Origin of the sequence: Corynebacterium sp. HMSC067D03, assembly GCF_001811185.1 — a bacterium.
GTDB lineage: Bacteria > Actinomycetota > Actinomycetes > Mycobacteriales > Mycobacteriaceae > Corynebacterium > Corynebacterium coyleae.
In genome coordinates this window covers 147,289-165,163 of record NZ_KV803839.1, presented here as the reverse complement: position 1 = coordinate 165,163, position 17,875 = coordinate 147,289, and the positions used below count along the sequence as shown (strand labels likewise).

The following is a 17,875-nucleotide window of genomic DNA, read 5'->3' as shown; positions in this document are numbered from 1 at the left end:
CCAAATGTTACTTGACATAATGTACATTATCGGACAAATATCCTTTATATAACGTCAGGTGACGTTATATAGGGTTACTTCCGCATATCCAGACGGACGTTAATTTCGCCGTCCTCGGCGATCTTTGCGGCCACCAGCTCCGGAGTCTTCACTCCGTAGTCCTCTCGGTTGATCGGAATGTCTGCTGCGACGAGCAGCTGATCGCCCGAGCGCGCGACATTGAATGTCTGCGTGATCGTGTTCGTCTCGCCGTGGATGGTCATGTTGCCCGTCAGGTCTACGGTGCCCATCGTCCCGCCCTCTGGCACGCTGCTAAGGTCCACTGGCTCGGTGACAACGAACTTTGCCTCCGGGAAATCGTCCGTATGGAAAATTTTGCGTCGCACGCTTTCATCGCGGACATCAGAGTCGGTGCGAATGTTTGTCATATCGACGACAATCTCGCCAGCCTTCAGCGTGCCCGCCTCGATAGTCACGCTACCGCGAACGCCTTGTGTCGAGCCTGACGTAGTCCGGCGATCACCTGGCAGCACCTCGGCGAATGTGAAGCCTGCAGACGTTTGGTTGGGTCCAGGCTTGTTTGTTACCTCCCAGACGCCGTCAATTTCCGTTGTGGCGGATTTCAGGCTGGACTCGTCGATACCCTCAGTTTTGACACCGTGACTAAAAAACAGCGTCCTTCCCAACGGGATGAACGCCACTGCAAGCGCCAGAATGGCAAAGGCTAAAACTGCGATCATAAGCAGCTTCGTATTACGGGAGCTGGTCTTCACGTACCTCACCTCAGTTTTTCGAGTTTCTGGACCAAGCCTACTAATTCGTCACACAACGAATGCAACTCGTCCGCCGTCGCGCCTTCGGCCGCTGCAGTTTGGATATCCTCAGCGGCACAGCGCAACTCGTAAAGTCGATCGCGGATCTCTGCGACGCGCTGACGGCTCAGAATCACAGCGTCAGGGTCCACGGTCGTACCTGCAAGGAGTGTGCGCTGCTCATACGCACGCTGCTTGCACGAAGAACTGCAATATTTCCGCTTGCGGCCACGCCCCTGGTTGATTTCAATCTCTTTACCGCACCACGCGCAAACGTTTGTAGTCTCGTTTACTCTCCGCTTCCTGATCTTCACGGCGGCAAGTCTATTACAGGTGTCAAGCCTGGGTGAGGTCAGGGAACAAAACGAATTAGTGGACCGTTATACTTGAGCGATTGCTGGGCAACCGGGCAATAACGACGACAAGGATGGAGACAACATGGCTGATCGAGTGCTACGCGGTAGCCGCATGGGTGCCGTGAGCTACGAAACTGACCGCGACCATGATCTCGCGCCGCGTCGCATGGCGAAGTACCAAACACCCAATGGTGAGGTGTTTGAGGTTCCGTTCGCCGATGAGGCTGAGATCCCCGAAGAGTGGATATGCAAGAACGGTCAGACCGGCACGCTCATGGAGGGCGAAGGTGTCGAGTCGAAGCCGACGAAGCCGCCGCGTACCCACTGGGACATGCTGCTGGAACGTCGCAGCATTGAGGAGCTTGACGTGCTGCTTGAGGAGCGCTTAGAGCAGCTCCGGAAGCGCCGTCGCACTGCGGCCCGGCTCGCTAAGGAGCAGGCCGCGCAGAAGGAAGGCTAATTCCCTACTTCGAACCGGAATTGAATACGTGAAGGACCTGACGCACGGTTTCCGTCGTCAGGTCTTTTGCCGTCTGGGCACCTTCAGCTACGCGACGGCCAACCCTATCCAGGTTCTTGCCGGAGAGCTCGTACTTGGTCAAGGAAGCAACCTCGTTAGCCAAGTCAGCTACCTGCGACGGAGCCTTGGCCGCACGATTTGGAAGATCTGCAAGCTTTGAGTTGGCGGCAGCGTACTCAATCTGTCGCCAGGTTTCGCTCGCCAGGTTGCCCACGAAGGAAGCCTTTTCCTTCGCTCCCCACTTGGTTACCTCCGCAAACGATGCGGCAGCGAAGCTTGCATCCAGCTTCGACTCGCCAAGCTTGCGGTCTTCAAAAGTGATGGGGACTTCAACAACCCCGAATCCAGCGTCTGCGACCTTGTGGGCAATCTCCACTTGGAAGATGTAGCCCTTGTTGGACAGCGCATCCAGGTCGAGATCTTCCAAGACTTCGCGGCGGAACGCGCGGTAGCCAGCGGTCATGTCCTTGACATCGTCGCCAAGCGCGATCGAGATGTACTCATTGCCCAGCTTGGACAGCAGGTAGCGGCTGCGCGGCCAGTTCTTTACTTCCCCACCGTCGACGTAGCGCGAACCGATTGCCAGATCTGCGCCGTTGGCTACTGCGTCGAGCAAACGCACGAGTTCCTCAGGGGCATGCGAGCCGTCTGCATCCATTTGAACGATGACCTCGTACTCGCGCTCAAGGGCCCATTCGAAGCCGGCACGGTACGCAGCCAGCAGGCCGTCTTTGCCGGTGCGGTGGAGCACGTGAACTTCATCATGAGTAGCTGCGAGCTCGTCAGCCTTTGCTCCGGTGCCGTCAGGCGAGTTGTCATCGACCACAAGGACGTCCACATCCTTGTTGGCATCCAGCACGCGTCCAACGATAAGCGGGATGTTTTCCACTTCGTTGTAGGTCGGGATAATCACCAGGGTTGTATTCGCCACGGTGCTACGTCTCCTCGTTGTCACACTTATTTATTCCTTGGTGCAGCATACCCGTGCGCCCGGGTACGTGCGGAAACGCCTGCCACAGCCATCAGCATGATCCCTGCCGCGACAAGCAACCACTCCAGAATCTTTCCAAATCGCACAGCCGGGGTGACAGAATCGCGCAGCGGCAGCTTTTCGACGAGATGATCTGCCGTGAAGATTTCCGTCTGCTGCGATACTGAGCCGTCGGGATGGACGATGGCGGAGACACCCGAGGTGGCTACAACAACCACTGCGCGATCGGTCTCCAGTGCACGCATGCGGCTCATCGCCAATTGTTGATACGTCATGCCGGTGAACCCAAACGTGGCGTTGTTCGTCGGTGTGCTGAGCAACTGGGCGCCGTTGCGAATCGCCATCCGGTAGGCCTCGTCCTCCGCCACCTCGTAGCAAGTCGCCACACCGACTGCGATGTTGCCGAGGTGCACCACGCCGTTGCCGTCACCAGGTTTGAAGTCGCCAGCCAGGTCAACCATGTCGGAGAACCTCCGGAAAAAGTCACGCATGGGCATGTACTCGCCGAACGGCTGGAGGAACCGCTTGTGGTGGTACTCCCCTGGCCCATCTTTTGGGTCGAAGACGACCATGGTGTTGCGGGACCCAACGTCGTCACGTGTGAGTGTGCCAACGAGCAACGGTGCGTCGATGCCGCGCACGGCGACGTCGATAAGCGCTCGTGCTTCCGAGTCGGTGAACGGATTGACGTCAGAGGAATTCTCTGGCCAGAAAACGGCGTCGACATCCATGTTTTGCGCGCGGAGGTCGTCGCGAAGCGCAAGCGTTTCGTTGACGTGGTTGGCCAGCACCGCGCGGCGCTGTGCGTTGAAATCAAGCCCCATGCGAGGGACGTTGCCCTGTACCGCGGCAACGGTTGCTTCGCCCACTGTCGAGGCAGGGTTATTGACCCCGATCTGCGCCACGGTGCCGAGACCGAGGGGCAGTACTGCGGCTACAAGGCCGGCCCAGCGTTGCGTCCCACGCTGCAGGATGGCCACGATGAGACCTGCCCCTGCCAGCGCCACCGCAATTGAGATCAGCGCCGGACCACCCCAAGGTGCGAGAGCAGCTAGTGGACCATTGATTTGCCCCCACGCCAGGCGTACCCAGCTAAACCCGCCGAAAGGAAACGACGAGCGGCAAAACTCAACCGCAAGGTAGATCAGCGCAAACGCGAGGAAGCCAAAGCGCCAACGCGCGACGATCACACCAAACACACCTATAGCGATGCCGTAGAGCGCGAGGAAGATCGACAAAGCGACATACGGCATTGCGCCGACAAACTCCCCGATCCACGGCAGCAGGTAGAGGTAGCAAAACGCAGCCTGCGTAAAGCCCAGTAGGCCGCCGAAGGCTGCGGAAGGACGATCAGTACCCGGCCAGCGTTGCCATGGCATGAGCGCAAGATAAAACACGGATATGCCGACGATGGCGGAGAACCAGTGTCCGTGCGGTTCGTACGAGAAGAACACCAGCCAGCCAGAGCAGGCCACGAGTACGAACCGGAGGAAGCGGGTAAGGGCCGTCACCTACTTCTCCCCCGGCTCATTGCCGCTGTTGCGGAACCATTCCTCCAACTCGTCGGCATCAATAACGACGTCGTCAGCATCCGCTCCTTTCTGCGGATAGGGCTGATTGGGATTGGTAAACGAACCGTAGGAGGTGGTGAACTGCGACATCGGGGTGGCCTCGTAGAGGCGCGCGCCGAGGTCTTCCATGCCGCGACGGGCGCGTTTGGTCATCGAACGACGCGCGATTGCTCGTGTCGGACCGAACACTAATAGCAGGCCGATGACCGAGCTCACGAAACCAGGGACGAGACTTAGCGCCCAACCCGCCATCAACAGCGCGGAGTCGCCAGCCAACTTGCCAAGGCTGGTTCGCCCACGAGCCATCTGCGTAAGTTCACTGCGAAGCGACATGCTGGCGGCAAAGCCGCCGAAGATCATCAGTGCGAAAATTGCCAACAGCGCCCATCCGACACCAATCCACTTGGCGACGAGAAAGAACGCGATCGCTTCAACAACGAAGTAGGACAACAGGAGCACAGGCATAGGCCAGAGACTACCCGTTGAGCCGATCGAGCAACCAACCCACGTCAGTTGCAGCGTAGAGAAAATACGGGCCGAAGTGGTTCGTGCCAGTCCTGCCACGGATACGCTTGGCCGTACGTGAGAGGAACTCCACTCCCCAACTCTCTGCCAAGGCTGAGACATCTGAGTGCGGGACAAGGTCGTCGTATGGCGAACTCCACAGACGAATCGGAATACCTAGCGGGCGTTTGGTGCCTAGGCGTGTTGCATCAAGGTGGCTGCTGGTCAACGGGAGGTCGTCGAGAAGCGATGCCATGCTCACTCCGGTCCTCGTCCAAGAGCGAGTATGCGACCACGGGCGATGCAGCACCGCCCCTAAAGCACACGTGCGCGCCCCGTTCGCAATGGCCGCAACACCTCTTGGGCTCAAGTGCGGAGCAATCTCGGCAGCAATTGCGTCGTCGCTGGCCATGAGGCCCGCGACCGCGTAGAGGATCACTACGGAGGCAAGCGCGCCATCGACGTGATGGAGCATGCTGACCATGTCCACTGGCGGGGCTGCGACCACAGCTGCCAGCAGTTGGAGATCGGGTGCGTACTCAGGTTCCTCGAGCCACGCTGCGGCGGCTCCCCCGCCCTGGGAGAAACCCCACAGACCGAGTTTGGCTGTTCCTACGCCGAGGTTGGTGCTGGCGCGCACGGCATCGGCGAGGGAGCGTGCTGCCGCAACGTGGTCGCAATAGAGCTCCACATCGTCCCCGGGGTCGCGTGGGTAGTCGGTGATGACTACGTCGGCGCCGGCTGCAAGGAACAAGTTGATTACGGGTTGTTCATACGCGGCGATCAAGTCTATGGGCTTGATACGTGGTCCGATGCCCACGGTGCAGGAATATGACGGGTCGCAACGCCGTGCAACGCCCTGCGTCGATGGCGCAAACGCGATCGTGGGCCGTTCACCTTTCCCCATCCACGGCGTACGAGAGCGAAACACTGCGCCTGTCGCGGACAAGATCCGGCCTTGAGTATCGCTCGTGGCGTATTCGATACGCCAGGAGTCTGAGGGGTTCAACAGCCCGCTTGCCCCTACTGGTCGGATCTGTACGGCCTCGAGAAGGGACCCCGGCGTCACGCCCATAAGCCAGGTAGCTCGGCCGAAGTCTGGCCCGGTTCGTTGAGCAGGACGAACTAAGTCAAGGCCGAGCCCGACAAGTGAGCGCACACGAGGAAGGAGCAACGACGCCATGGCTACCTCGGCATGTGACGCCAGATTGGACGTGGAACCAAGCGCATAATCGTGGCCAAAACGGTAAGGCGACGCGGAATCCACACTGTCGTGCTCCGTCCCTTGACTGCGGCCTCAACGACAGCATCTGCAACGACATCCGGGGTCACAGACATGATCGCTGGTTTCATGCCCTCAGTCATTGCACCGATGACAAAGCCCGGGCGCGCCAGTATCAGGTTCAGGCCTGTCCCATGGAGTTTGTCGGAGAGTCCTTGGCAAAACGCGTCGAGGCCTGCCTTCGTCGATCCGTAGACGTAGTTGGCGCGACGTGCCCGCCAGCCAGCGATGGAAGAAAAGGCGAAGATCTCGCCGCGTGCCATTTCGTCGGCAAGGACGGTGAGCATGTTGACCTGTGCCACGTAGTCCACCGTGGCAATGCAAGCGGCCTCGCGTTCATCGCGCTCTGCCAGTTCCTGATCGCCCAAAATGCCGAAGGCGACGATGGCGGACGTGACCTCCCCCGCCTCGCGGACGATGCGGCGATGCGAGTCGAGGTTGGTAGCGTCAAAATTAACGGCTCGGACAACAGTCGCGCCCGCTGCAAGCAAACGACGTTTCACGTCATCGAGGCCGTCGCTACCACGCGCTGCGAGTACGACTTCACGACCACTGCAGATGCGCACAGCGATCTCGCCGCCGATGTCGCTGCGAGCACCGAGCAGGAGCACAACCCCGGGGTTATCCACGCGCTGCATCCAGGTCGCGGCGAGTGGTGTTGAAGGTCTTCATGCCGGTAGCCGTCAGCGTCACGATGTCTTCGATGCGCATGCCCCACTCACCTGGCTTATAGATGCCCGGCTCGATGGAAAAGGCCATTCCCTCGCGCAAGATGACGTCGCTACCTGCGATGATGAACGGCTGCTCATGGCCCGACAATCCGATACCGTGTCCAAGACGGTGGGTAAACCACTCGCCGTAGCCGGCCTCCTCCAGTACGCCTCGTGCGACGGCGTCGAGCTCCCCTGCGGTAATGCCGGGGCGGGCTGCGTCGCAGGCCGCCTGGAACGCGCGCTCCAGCGCGTCGTACGCCTCCAGGAAGTCTGGCTTCGCCTTGTTCCTACCACCCACGACGTGAGTACGGGTGCAGTCCGATTGGTAGCCAGATGGCAGCGCACCGCCGAGGTCTACGACCACGGGGTCGCCCTCCTCGAGCACGCGGTCCGAAAAGTCGTGGTGCGGGTTCGAGCCGTTGGGACCCGAACCGACGATGACGAAGGCTACCGTCTCGTGCTCTTCGAGGATCAGCGCGTTCAGTTCTGCAGCGACCTCGCGCTCCGTACGGCCCGGCTGAAGCAGCTCCGCAGCACGTTCGTGCACACGGTCGATTGCCCTGCCTGCGGCCTCGAGTTGTTCAAGCTCTGCAGCGTCTTTCACCATGAACAATTCCGCGACCTCAGTCTCAGCCAGATCTGTACGTGGCAGCAGGGCCTGCAGTGCGAACACGTGGTCGGCGGTCAAAGAGGAGCCGAGACCGACCGGGCCATCCGGGAGCGAGTCAGCAACGAGGCGGTACGGGTTCTCACCATCGCGCCAGCCAATCACCTCGACGTCGTCCGCGCCGTCGAGCCCCAACGAAAGCAGGTCTGTCATCGGTGCGACGACACGCGCGCCATCGGCCGAGATGACGAGGGCGGTGAGGCGTTCGTGGGAGGACGCCCAGGAGCCGGTGAGGTAGGCAAACTCTGCACCAGTCCCGATCACCAATCCGCTCAAGCCACGTTGCTTTACCAAGTCGGCAGCCATTTGTCGGCGCTTCGCATACACACTTGCATCAAACGTCATGCTGGCCATGGTAGATCGATACCATCGCTGCTGTGTCTGAATCCCTCGCACGATCAATCGCCCGCATCAGTATGCCTGGACGTAGTTACTGTTCAGGCGCGCTGATCACGCCCGATACGGTGCTCACGTGTGCGCATTTCTTTCGCGGTGTGGATGAATCGAAGGTGCGTGTGCGTATCGACGACACCACGTACCGCCTCAAATCCGCCGCACCGATTCCCGGTACTGATATTGCATTGGCAAGGCTCACCGAACGCTCATCGGCTCCGCTGCTTGCGATTGGGGCTCCTCCGAAGATTGGCGCATCGACGCTGACGGTTGGCTTCGGCGGACGTGCGAAAACTCCTCAGGGAAAGCCAGGTCTCTACCTGGGCAAGTTGCCGTTTTCTGCGTCACGGTCGTTTGCCACGCGTATCCGCCCCGCGGGCTTGGTCTACGCCTCTCCCCCGGCGATCAAAGGAGACTCTGGCGGGCCGGTCTTTGCACACGGCAAGGTGTTCGCAGTGCAGTCGCTCATCATGGATCCGATGAACCGAAACCTGCGCATCGCCACCGTGTCGCTATTGCCCGCTAGTTACCGATAGCCACCACACCGCGGCGGATCGCGTCGACCGCACGGTTGGCGTTATCACGAATCTGGTCCGAGTAGCCGGTCTTCTTAATCTGCTCGAGCAGGTCGATGACTTGGCGGCACCAGCGCACGAAGTCGCCAGGTGTCAGCTCTGCGCCAGATTCTGCCGCCGCTGCGAGTGCGTAGCCCAAGGGAGCACCCGCGGTCCACTGATGCATGGACAGGCTAAACCCGGCATCCGGAAGGCGTGTTGCGGGAAGATTATGGCGTTGCTCATCAGACACCAGTTCGCCGTAGATACGCATGGTGTCGTTCATCGCATCAGCCATCGCGTCGGTTGCCGCCTCCGGCGAACCCTGGGTTGCACGACGGTTTTCAAACACCACCATCGATGCCACCCCGGCAAGTTCGGCTGGATCCAGCTCGTCCCAGATGCCACGCTTGAGGCACTGCGCAACCAGGAGGTCTGAGACGTTGTGAATACGCGACAGACGCTCGCCCTCGTCGGTGACGTTGGGTTCGCCGTCGACTAGTTCGACGTAGTCCATCTCCGTGAGCAGCCCGATGATGCGCTCAAAGGTTCGGCCGAGGGAATCAGTCGACGAGTCGACCCGGCGTTCAAGTGAGGCAAGTTTGCGTTCGTCGCGCACGATGTCTTCAGCGGTCCGGGCAAGAAGCTCGCGGTCGTGGGTTGGCCAGTGATGAACCGGGTGGTTGCGAAGCGCCTCTTGAATCGCCAGCACCTGCTTGTTCGGACGGGTCCTTGCTTTCTCACGCAGTCGCTTCGGCGCGTTGAAGTGGCCACGGTGCAGCATGTCTGCCACCTTGCGTGCGTGTTTTCGTGGCTGTTGCTGCATATGACGTGGCACCTTGATGCGGCCGACGACCATGGGTGGGTTGCGGAACGAGGCGGCGTCGATACGCGCCGACCAGCCGCGCTCCGTGGTCACCCAGGGACGCGGGTCGTGCTGCTTCGCCGCAGGCTGCACGACAGCGGCCAGTTCCGGCTTGCGCTTACCCGGCAGTGCGATCACCTCGCCTACTTGGAGGCGAGCGAGAATCTTGACGGTCTCCGTGTGGCGGTTCTCAATCGCTTCGCGGCGCGCTTTCTTCTCCGCATCGTTGAGGTCTCGACGCAACCGCGAGTACTCCACAAGCTCTGCAGCCGGGTCTTCGGACGGCGGCGCGAACGCAGAGATGTCGCGCTCCAACTTCTCACGAAGGGTCCGGACCTTGGTTTGCAGACGCTCAATGTCGCGGACCTCCCCGACCACGGAGCGGTCGGTTTGGAACTGGGCGAAGGACTGCTCGATAAGCCGAATCGAATCGTCGAACCCATTCATGGCCAGCATGTTGATGGCCATGTTGTAGCCAGGCTGAAATTGCGAAATCAGCGGGTATGTGCGGGTCGAGGCCAACCCGGCAACCGCATGGGGGTCCAGCGCCGGTGCCCACTGCACGACGGCGTTGCCGATGTGGTCGATGCCGCGACGCCCCGCACGCCCGGTCAGCTGCGTGTACTGGCCAGGAGTCAGATCGACATGGGCCTCGCCATTGAATTTGACCATCTTCTCTAGCACGACCGTGCGCGCCGGCATGTTGATGCCCAACGCAAGCGTTTCGGTGGCGAAGACCACCTTGACCAGGCCGCGTACGAAAAGTTGCTCGACGATGTGCTTAAACGCTGGCAGCAGGCCTGCGTGGTGGGAGGCAAAGCCGCGCATCCAAGCGGTGCGCAACTGTTTAAAGTTGAGCACTTCAAGGTCTTCGTCGGGAATGCCTTCCACGCCGTCGTCGATAATCTGCTCGATTTCGGAGCGCTCCTCGGGAGTCGTCAGTTCCTTGCGGGAACGCAGGCACTGGAACAGTGCGCCGTCGCAGCCGGCGCGGGAGAAGATGAACACGATAGCGGGCAGCATGTCTTGGCCCTGCAGTACGGAGACGACCTCCGGGCGCCCTACTGGACGCACTTTGTCCTGGCCGCGGGTACGGCCGCTGCGGGAGCGCGAACGGAACCCACGGCCCTCCTCGAAATCGCGGCGCCCCTCATTGGAATGGCCGGACTCGATGCGCTCAATGGCGTGCTCGAGGGAGCGGTTGACTCGCCCGTCCGCGCCGGGTTCAAACAGCGGGAACATCTTGCGCCCCACCATCATGTACTGGCTCAGCGGAATCGGGCGGTGCTCCGAGACGATCACCTCGGTATCGCCACGCACGGTAGAGAGCCATTCGCCGAACTCCTCGGAGTTTGACACCGTAGCTGAAAGACCAATGAGGCTCACCGAGTCGCTCAGGTTGAGGATGATCTCCTCCCACACGGCACCACGGTCCCGATCTGCCAGAAAGTGGATCTCATCCATCACCACATGGGTCAGGCGATCCAACTGTGGTGACTCGGCGTAGAGCATGTTACGAAGCACCTCAGTGGTCATGACGACGATCTCAGCCGAGCCGTTGATGCTGGTGTCCCCGGTGAGCAGACCGACAGCCTCTTCGCCATGCTCGGCAACGAGGTCGTTGTACTTCTGGTTGCTCAGCGCCTTGATCGGCGTGGTGTAGAAACACTTCGTCCCACGGTGCAGGGCGAGGGACACGGCGAACTCGCCAACAATGGTTTTGCCCGAGCCGGTTGGTGCGCAAACCAGCACGCCACGATCTTCCTCGACGGCTTTGCAGGCCTCAATCTGGAAGTCGTCGAGATCGAAAGGCTTCGCTGCGGCGAATTCCTGCAGAAACGGCGTGGAGTTCTCGGAGGAAAGCATGCCCCCTACAGTACGTCCCCAAAGTCAATGTCGTTTTCGAAGCCTCGCTTCTGCGAGGTGCTCGACTTTGCCGCCGGGGCACGGTGTACCGGTTGTGGGCGCTCGATCGGTGCAGCCTTAATGCTTGTCGACGAGCCAATCGGGCTCGCAGACCCAACCGGAGTCGGAGCGTCGATCGGGCCGGAACCCTGCTCGTCGTCAAGATCCATCCAGTCTGGACGCTCACGCTTGCGCTTGCGGTCGTTGAAACGGCAGAACTGGAACGCGAGCTCGACCAAAAACGTTATAGAAAGACCCAGGATCGTCATGGAAAATGGATCCTGTGTTGGAGTCATGACGGCCGCGAAGATGAAGATCAACACGATGATGAAGCGACGCTTGTCCTTCACATGTTCGTAGCGCAACACTCCGACGAGGTTGAGCATGATGATGATCAGCGGCACCTCGAAGCTCACTCCGAAGATCACGATGAGAGACAGCAGGAAGTTGTAGTAGTCTCCACCAGACAGTGCAGCGATCTGAAACTCAGATCCAATTGACATCAAGATCAGAAATCCCTGGTCAAGGATGAAATAGGCCAGAGTTGCGCCGCTTACAAAAAGAATCACTGCAATAGTTACGAAGACAAACGTATAGCGGCGTTCGTTCTTTAGCAGTCCTGGCGTAATAAACTTCCAAATTTGGGATAACCACACCGGAGATGCCAGTACCAGACCGGCGAGAGCGCCAATCTTCAGTCGCAGCATGAACATCTCTAGTGGTCTTGTTGCCAAAAGCCGGCACTCGCCGTCTCCGGTAAAATCCGCTCGAAGTTCATCTGGCAAACTGCAATATGGGCCACGAATGATTTCACCCAACGGCATCAAGCGCCAAGGCGCATATTGGTACCAAATAAAGCCCACGATAGTCCCGACGAGAATCGCAGCTAGAGAGACAAGTACCCGACGACGAAGTTCCTGGAGGTGCTCGACCAGCGACATCTCGCCGGTAGGATTCTTCCTCCGATTTGTCACTTTTGCCTTCATTGCCACCTAGGAGCGCGGCTGGTTCTCCGGGCGCTCCCAGAAATCGGCGTCCTGCGCGGCGCTACGGGTCTCCTGGGCAGCCGCGGATTCAATCTCGTGCTGTTGCTTCGGTTGTTCGTCAGCTTCGTCTTTGTGCATCTCCTTGACTTCGGATTTAAAGATGCGGGCGGAGCGACCCATGGAGCGTGCGAGATCCGGCAGCTTGTTTGCGCCAAACAAAAGCAGGATTACGAAAAGAATAAGGAGTAGTTCTGCTCCACTCGGCAAAGTCATTGCGTTCCTTTCAACAACAGACGTGTAAGGGCTCTTAGTCTAACGCCTCGAGCGCAGAATTCACGCGCGCCTCGAGTTCAGCAGCCAGCTTCGCTGGCTCTTGGATGCGTACGCGGTCGGCTTGACCTAGGCAGAACCGGATCAGCCAGTCGCCGCTGCCGTAGTGCATCGTAGCCGGAATCCACCCCGTTTCGGAGTCAATTACGTCACTTTCGATATCGATGTCCCAGTAGTCCGCCAGCCACGTCGCGTCCGGATGAATTAACAGCCGAGCCTTCGCCTGCTGGGCCATGCCGAAGGGATCGGCGCTGTCGAAGTCGGTGTCTGTGGCGGTGGACGGCTCGTCGAGAAGCACTGCTTCCCGGATTCGGTCAAGCCTGAACGTCTTCATTTCGCCGGCATCTGCGGCGCGGAGGTACGTGTTGCCGTCTTCGTGGAAGAGGCTCGCCGGTTCGATTATTCGCTTACTCGTTGAGTCTGAGGTTGCCGAGTAATACGTCACCTCAAGTTGCTGCTTGGCAGAGAGTGCCTCGGCGACCGTAGACGCAATACTCGACGTCGTGGGGTGCTCCGCATCGCCGATGCCGCTCGAGGTTGTCGCGGTACGGATCTTGTCGGCTGCGGAGCGGACCGCGCGTGCGTCGACAAGCCCAGGCATTGTCTCTAACGAGTCGAGCAGCACCAGCAGCGCACTTGCTTCGACTGGGGTGAGGCGAAGCGGCTTGGTCAAGCCTTGATCGTCGATGATCCGCACGCCCTTCCAAGAGTGCTCCAGCTCGATCATCTCCCCCGGACCAGTGCCAACGCCCGACATGTACAGCAAGTCCAGATCATCGCGCACCTGCTGCGGATCTGCGCCGAGGTCGCGCGCGATCTCCATCACCGTCAGGTCCGCGTGGTTGGATGCGTAAGCAACCAGGTTGAGCAAACGCACCACGCGCTCTTGTCGCTGCAGATCAGTGCTCATGAGGCTCCTTTCCCTTCGCAGAGCGCAGAAGCTTGACGACGTCCTCCCGTACCCCAGCTGGCTCCACCGCGATAACGCTGCCCGCAATGCTGGCAATCGCGCGAACGACCCAATCGCGATCGACTGAGGTGAGCGTGATGGTGTCGTCGATACGCTCACCGCGCATTGCGAGTTCTTCACCGGCGCCATTGGTAACGGTGACGGTGGCATCAACCAGGTCGCCTCGCAACGATGCCTCCACAATGCTTTGGAGCTCGCGTTCTTGCTCGTGGAACTGCTCCGATGTGTTGACACGTTTGACCTGGGAGATCTTCTTCACGCGGAAGACGCGCTCGGCACCGCGGTCGATGTCGTAGCCGACGAAGTAGGCGCGGTTGTTCAGCGACACCACGCCCCACGGGTCCACTACGCGACGCTCAGGATCCTTGCCTGGTGCGCGGACGAAGTCGAAGGACATGCGCTGCTTGTTGCGCACACACGCAACGATGGCGCGCAACGTCTCTGGTCGAAGTTGGAAAATATCGTTGGACACCGACACCAACGTCGGAGCATCAAGGTTCCGCGTCGCACCGGATGCGGCGAGCTTTGTCCATCCCGAGCGCGCGAAACTGCCGAGCGAGCCCGGCTGGGAGAGGTCTACGGCCAAACCGACGACGGATGCTTCCTCGGCGGTGAGATCCACCGGGGGAAGCTCGTAGAGGTCTTTATCTACCCAAACTTCCCCGTCCACAAAGTGGGCGGGAACCCAGAGTCGGCGCAGTTCTGCGACGTCACGGCGGATGAGATGACCTGCAGCGTCACGGCTGCGACCTCCGTAACCGTCGACGTGGCGCTGTACCCACGCGACGTCCCGCTTTTCAGGTGAGTTGAGCAGTGCAAAGGTGAGGCCGACCTGGCGGATGATCATGTCAGAATCGTCGGCCATGCGTTACTCCCCTTCCCCCGCGTGAGCGTTGACGTAGTCGATGAGGTCATCTGCCTCGGCGCTGGTGTTGGCGAATGGGTCGAGCAACTCAATCGTGCGCGGCTCCGGACGGTTGACCTTCAGGTGCACCCAATCGACGTTGTGTGGCGTATCTGCCTGACGTACTGCCGCGAGGAACTTCCCGCGGATGGCGGCACGTGTGGTCTCAGGCGGGTTCACCACAGCCTGTGCGATCTGGTCGTCGGTAATCCAGCGCTTGGCAAGACCTTTGCGCTCCAGCAGATAGAACAGTCCGCGCTTGCGGTTGATGTCGTGATACGTCAAGTCGATCTGGGCGAGCTTTGGGTGGTCCCAGCCACAACCGAGCTTGGCGCGGAACTGCTCAAGCAGTTTGCGCTTAATCACCCAGTCGATCTCTGTATCTACCTGGGAGAAATCCTGTGTCGCAATCGCATCGAGGGTGCGCTCCCACAGGTCCACGACGCGGGCCATCTCCTCGTTCGGCGTGCCCTCGTCTGGGCGTTGCGCCAACCAGCGCTTTGCAGCCTCAAGCGTTGTGCGCTGTACCTCCAAGGCGGTCACGGTGCCACCCGCTGCTAGGTCGAGTGGCGTCGATCCGGTCGGGTCCGCTGCGATGTCTCGGATATGCGCAATCGGGTCTGTGAGCTCCATGTCGGGCAGGTCAAAGCCTGCCTCGAGCATCTCAATGACCAGCAGCATCGAGCCCACCTTCAGCGCAAAGGTCGGCTCGGACATGTTGGAATCGCCGACGATGACGTGCATGCGACGGAAACGGTGCGAATCCCCGTGCGGTTCGTCGCGGGTGTTGATGATCGGGCGGGTGCGCGTCGTCGCAGAGGACACGCCTTCCCAGACCTGATCGGCGCGTTGAGAGATGACGAACGTGTCGCCGGCGATCTTGCCAGCGCCGCAGATGAGCTGGCGCGTGATCAAAAACGGCAGCAGTTGCTGGCCAAAGGACTTCAGCGCAAGTTCGCGGCTGACCAGGTAGTTCTCGTGCGCGCCATAGGAGTTGCCGCGCGAATCTACGTTGTTCTTAAACAGGTAGGTAGACCCACCGAGACCGTCCGCCGCAAGCGCCTTGTCGGCCGTTTCTGCAAGATCCGCATAGATCCACTCGCCCGCCTTATCGTGCGCGAGGAGCTGGGACAGCGAGTCGCACTCCGCTGTCGCGTACTCCGGGTGCGAGCCGACATCGAGGTAAAGACGTGCCGCGTTGTCCACATACACGTTGGAACTGCGGTGCTGCGCTACTACCGGGCGGAAGAGGTATCTGGCGATCTCTTCCGGGGTGAGCACTTGGCGGGCACCATCGTAGGCAGCCACGCCGAATTCTGTTTCGACGCCCATGATGCGCCGCGGGTACCCAGCCACCATTGCGTTTACTGACCGCCCTTTTGCACGAAGGACTTCACAAACTCCTCCGCGTTGGTGTCCAGCAGCGCGTCGATCTCGTCCAGCAGATCATCCGTACCGGTTGTGTTGATCTGGGCTTGCCCGGCGCCTTGCGATGCGTCGAAGTTGTCACCATTATCTTCACCGCCGCCACCTGCGGCGTGCATCTGTTGCGTAGCCATGGCTATCAGCCTACCTTTACCTATTCGTTTTCAAGCCCAGTCCGGCCAGCAAGTCGGACACCGTGTTGGATTGGGTGATGAGTTCTTCGGTGTCGGCCGCGGTGTGCTCCCCAAGCAGGTCCAAGGGCACCCGGTAGAGCTGTTCGTCGACAGAAAACAGCATGGATTGCCAACTTGAGGCAACCAGATTCTCGCCGAACTTTTGGCCGGCAGTGCCGCGGAAATACGCACGCGTGTCGCGCGGTGGTTCTGCGGCGGCGCGTTTGATCGTTTCCGCATCAACCAGCGTGCGCATAGCACCCTTGCGGACAAGCGCGTGGTACAGCGACTGCGACGGGTCAATGTCCGAGTACTGCAGGTCAATCGCTTGCAGTTTTGCCATCGTCGCGCCGCGCTGCTCGAAACGCTGGATCAGCGACCACTTTGCGGTCCAGTCCAGCCGGTCAGCCGTCGAGAGTGGATCGCGCTCCAAGTCGTCGAGAATCTCGCCCCACATTTCGAGCACTTGCTTATCGACGACCCCAAGTCCCTCAAGGCCTGCACACCGCTCACGGATGGTCCGCAGGATGGAGATTGCGGTGCGCGTGGTGTCGTCGACAAGCGAAAGCTCGTGGTTCAGCGTCGGGTCGTGGCTGACCGCATGGATCTCCGCGACGGGGTCCTTCAGTCGCAAGTCCGAAAAGTCCACGTCCTGCTCAATGGCGTCGAGGACCAACTTCGTCATACCGAGTTTGAGGAAGTTGGAGTACTGGCTCATGTTCGCATCGCCCACGATGACGTGGAGGCGACGGAAGTCCTCCTCCGGTGCGTGTGGCTCGTCACGCGTGTTCACAATGCCACGGTTGAGTGTGGTCTCGAGCGAGACTTCCTGCTCGAAGTAGTCTGCGCGCTGCGAGATCTGGAAACCGGGCTTCTCCGACGCTTGGCCGATGCCGACGCGCCCGGCGCCGATGATCACCTGGCGAGTGACGAAGAACGGAATCAACGCCTGCGTGAGCCGCTCAAAATTGGTGTGGCGGGAGTACAGGTAGTTTTCGTGGCTGCCGTAGGAGCGACCCTTGCCGTCGACGTTGTTCTTGTAGAACTTCAGCGGCGGGCACGGATCGTGATTGGCGAGGACGGAGACCTGCTCCTCCCACAGGTGACGGATGTCAGCTGCGGCGTCATTAAGAATGTGATCGCCGGCTGCGTCATAGATCATGGCATCCATCGCGTTCGAGCATTCCGGGCTTGAGTACTCCGGGTGGCCGTGGTCGACGTAATAACGCGCACCATTAGCGACGACAACGTTCGCCACCCCGATCGCATTCGCATCCACCACCGGCACACTGCGGTAGCGCTGCAGATCGAACCCACGGGCGTCCTTCAGCGGGGCTTCTTCCGCATAGTCCCATCGCGTACGCGCTTTTGTGCGCAACGCCGCATACGCCACCACCGCGTGGGTAGAAGTGACGAGCGGGCTGATCAGCGGATTATCGGGGCAAGTGATGCCGTATTCGGTCTCGGTACCCATGTAGCGCAATTGGTTATTACTCATCACTTCAACAGACTACAGGCCGGGGGCAAATTGTGAGTATTCTCACTATTGTCGCAGAATAGTAACCCATGCTATATTTTTTACACCAGTAATTTTCTGATGGAGGTGCTTCACCTCCGAACTTTTTAGGAGTAACGAACATGCAAGCTTCAAGGCGCCACATCTTCGCCATACTGACAGCAACCGCAATTGGTATGTCATTCCTCTCGCCCATATCAGACGCATCGCCAAGCAGTGGCGTCTCCTTGGAACCTTCTCAGTGGTCCGATTCGCCCACCACATCGATGACTGACGATGTTTCAGAGATTGTTCCGTACGATTTCCGCGAAAGTGGAGCGCCGGGAACCTGCCGTTTGGTTGTCTGGGATGTCGGTTGGGACAAGTCCACAAATTGGCTGGGCATCCAAGGCGGTCGGGAAAACTGCGCGAACAATGCTGAATTTTTCTTAGAGCTGC

General features: G+C 59.9%; 18 protein-coding genes. 2 read left to right on the top strand and 16 right to left on the bottom strand.

Going from position 1 to position 17,875, the window contains the following annotated elements; all coding sequences use genetic code 11:
* Nucleotides 1-74 precede the first annotated feature (74 nt).
* Together HMPREF2785_RS09455 and HMPREF2785_RS09450 are read right to left on the bottom strand one after the other, a co-directional pair.
* The gene (locus HMPREF2785_RS09455; RefSeq protein WP_070615097.1) at nucleotides 75-740 is read right to left on the bottom strand and encodes a YceI family protein; all 666 of its coding nucleotides are present in this window, start codon (nucleotides 738-740) and stop codon (nucleotides 75-77) included.
* 38 nt (nucleotides 741-778) lie between these two features.
* Nucleotides 779-1,126 (bottom strand): hypothetical protein, encoded by a 348-nt coding sequence (locus HMPREF2785_RS09450; protein WP_244268723.1) that lies wholly within the window; start codon nucleotides 1,124-1,126, stop codon nucleotides 779-781.
* Nucleotides 1,127-1,250: 124 nt separating this feature from the next.
* On the opposite strand from HMPREF2785_RS09450, the gene HMPREF2785_RS09445 reads away from it, so the two are divergent.
* Entirely contained in the window at nucleotides 1,251-1,628 is a 378-nt protein-coding gene (locus tag HMPREF2785_RS09445) for an RNA polymerase-binding protein RbpA (RefSeq protein ID WP_070615094.1), read from the top strand.
* Nucleotides 1,629-1,632: 4 nt separating this feature from the next.
* Here HMPREF2785_RS09445 and HMPREF2785_RS09440 read toward each other — a convergent pair whose 3' ends face one another.
* The 6 genes from HMPREF2785_RS09440 to HMPREF2785_RS09415 all read right to left on the bottom strand — a co-directional run bounded on the left by HMPREF2785_RS09440 (nucleotide 1,633) and on the right by HMPREF2785_RS09415 (nucleotide 7,770).
* Complete coding sequence (locus tag HMPREF2785_RS09440) at nucleotides 1,633-2,619, bottom strand: polyprenol monophosphomannose synthase (protein ID WP_070615090.1); 987 nt, start codon at nucleotides 2,617-2,619, stop codon at nucleotides 1,633-1,635.
* A gap of 26 nt (nucleotides 2,620-2,645) precedes the next feature.
* A complete protein-coding gene (gene lnt / locus HMPREF2785_RS09435) occupies nucleotides 2,646-4,190 on the bottom strand; it encodes an apolipoprotein N-acyltransferase (RefSeq protein WP_070615085.1) in 1,545 nt (514 codons plus the stop codon).
* Complete coding sequence (locus HMPREF2785_RS09430; protein ID WP_070451519.1) at nucleotides 4,191-4,715, bottom strand: FxsA family protein; 525 nt, start codon at nucleotides 4,713-4,715, stop codon at nucleotides 4,191-4,193.
* 10 nt (nucleotides 4,716-4,725) lie between these two features.
* The gene (locus tag HMPREF2785_RS09425) at nucleotides 4,726-5,574 is read right to left on the bottom strand and encodes a lipase family protein (protein ID WP_246821224.1); all 849 of its coding nucleotides are present in this window, start codon (nucleotides 5,572-5,574) and stop codon (nucleotides 4,726-4,728) included.
* A gap of 365 nt (nucleotides 5,575-5,939) precedes the next feature.
* Nucleotides 5,940-6,665: an SDR family oxidoreductase gene (locus HMPREF2785_RS09420; RefSeq protein WP_371326406.1), complete on the bottom strand. Its 726-nt coding sequence runs from the start codon at nucleotides 6,663-6,665 to the stop codon at nucleotides 5,940-5,942.
* Entirely contained in the window at nucleotides 6,658-7,770 is a 1,113-nt protein-coding gene (locus HMPREF2785_RS09415) for a M24 family metallopeptidase (RefSeq protein ID WP_070615078.1), read from the bottom strand. Before HMPREF2785_RS09415 ends, HMPREF2785_RS09420 begins: the two co-directional genes overlap by 8 nt.
* A 23-nt stretch (nucleotides 7,771-7,793) precedes the next feature.
* Between HMPREF2785_RS09415 and HMPREF2785_RS09410 the strand changes: the two genes are divergently transcribed.
* Entirely contained in the window at nucleotides 7,794-8,345 is a 552-nt protein-coding gene (locus tag HMPREF2785_RS09410) for a S1 family peptidase (protein ID WP_224212714.1), read from the top strand.
* Here HMPREF2785_RS09410 and HMPREF2785_RS09405 read toward each other — a convergent pair.
* The 8 genes from HMPREF2785_RS09405 to dop are packed head-to-tail and all read right to left on the bottom strand — an operon-like array spanning nucleotide 8,332 to nucleotide 17,419.
* Complete coding sequence (locus HMPREF2785_RS09405) at nucleotides 8,332-11,094, bottom strand: DEAD/DEAH box helicase (RefSeq protein ID WP_070615075.1); 2,763 nt, start codon at nucleotides 11,092-11,094, stop codon at nucleotides 8,332-8,334. The genes HMPREF2785_RS09410 and HMPREF2785_RS09405 overlap by 14 nt on opposite strands.
* A 5-nt stretch (nucleotides 11,095-11,099) precedes the next feature.
* On the bottom strand, nucleotides 11,100-12,119 hold the full coding sequence (gene tatC / locus HMPREF2785_RS09400) for a twin-arginine translocase subunit TatC (RefSeq protein ID WP_246816802.1): 1,020 nt from the start codon (nucleotides 12,117-12,119) through the stop codon (nucleotides 11,100-11,102).
* A gap of 6 nt (nucleotides 12,120-12,125) precedes the next feature.
* Nucleotides 12,126-12,392, bottom strand: a complete 267-nt coding sequence (tatA, locus tag HMPREF2785_RS09395) for a Sec-independent protein translocase subunit TatA (protein WP_070570299.1) — start codon at nucleotides 12,390-12,392, stop codon at nucleotides 12,126-12,128.
* A gap of 34 nt (nucleotides 12,393-12,426) precedes the next feature.
* A complete protein-coding gene (locus HMPREF2785_RS09390) occupies nucleotides 12,427-13,359 on the bottom strand; it encodes a helix-turn-helix transcriptional regulator (protein WP_070615073.1) in 933 nt (310 codons plus the stop codon).
* Entirely contained in the window at nucleotides 13,349-14,284 is a 936-nt protein-coding gene (locus HMPREF2785_RS09385; protein ID WP_070615071.1) for a helix-turn-helix transcriptional regulator, read from the bottom strand. Before HMPREF2785_RS09385 ends, HMPREF2785_RS09390 begins: the two co-directional genes overlap by 11 nt.
* A gap of 3 nt (nucleotides 14,285-14,287) precedes the next feature.
* Nucleotides 14,288-15,682, bottom strand: coding sequence for a Pup--protein ligase (gene pafA / locus HMPREF2785_RS09380; protein ID WP_070615070.1), 1,395 nt, complete (start codon nucleotides 15,680-15,682; stop codon nucleotides 14,288-14,290).
* A 5-nt stretch (nucleotides 15,683-15,687) separates the two neighbouring features.
* Nucleotides 15,688-15,882, bottom strand: coding sequence for a ubiquitin-like protein Pup (locus HMPREF2785_RS09375; protein ID WP_070423179.1), 195 nt, complete (start codon nucleotides 15,880-15,882; stop codon nucleotides 15,688-15,690).
* Nucleotides 15,883-15,898: 16 nt separating this feature from the next.
* Entirely contained in the window at nucleotides 15,899-17,419 is a 1,521-nt protein-coding gene (dop, locus tag HMPREF2785_RS09370) for a depupylase/deamidase Dop (protein WP_070615068.1), read from the bottom strand.
* Between the last annotated feature and the right edge of the window lie 456 nt (nucleotides 17,420-17,875).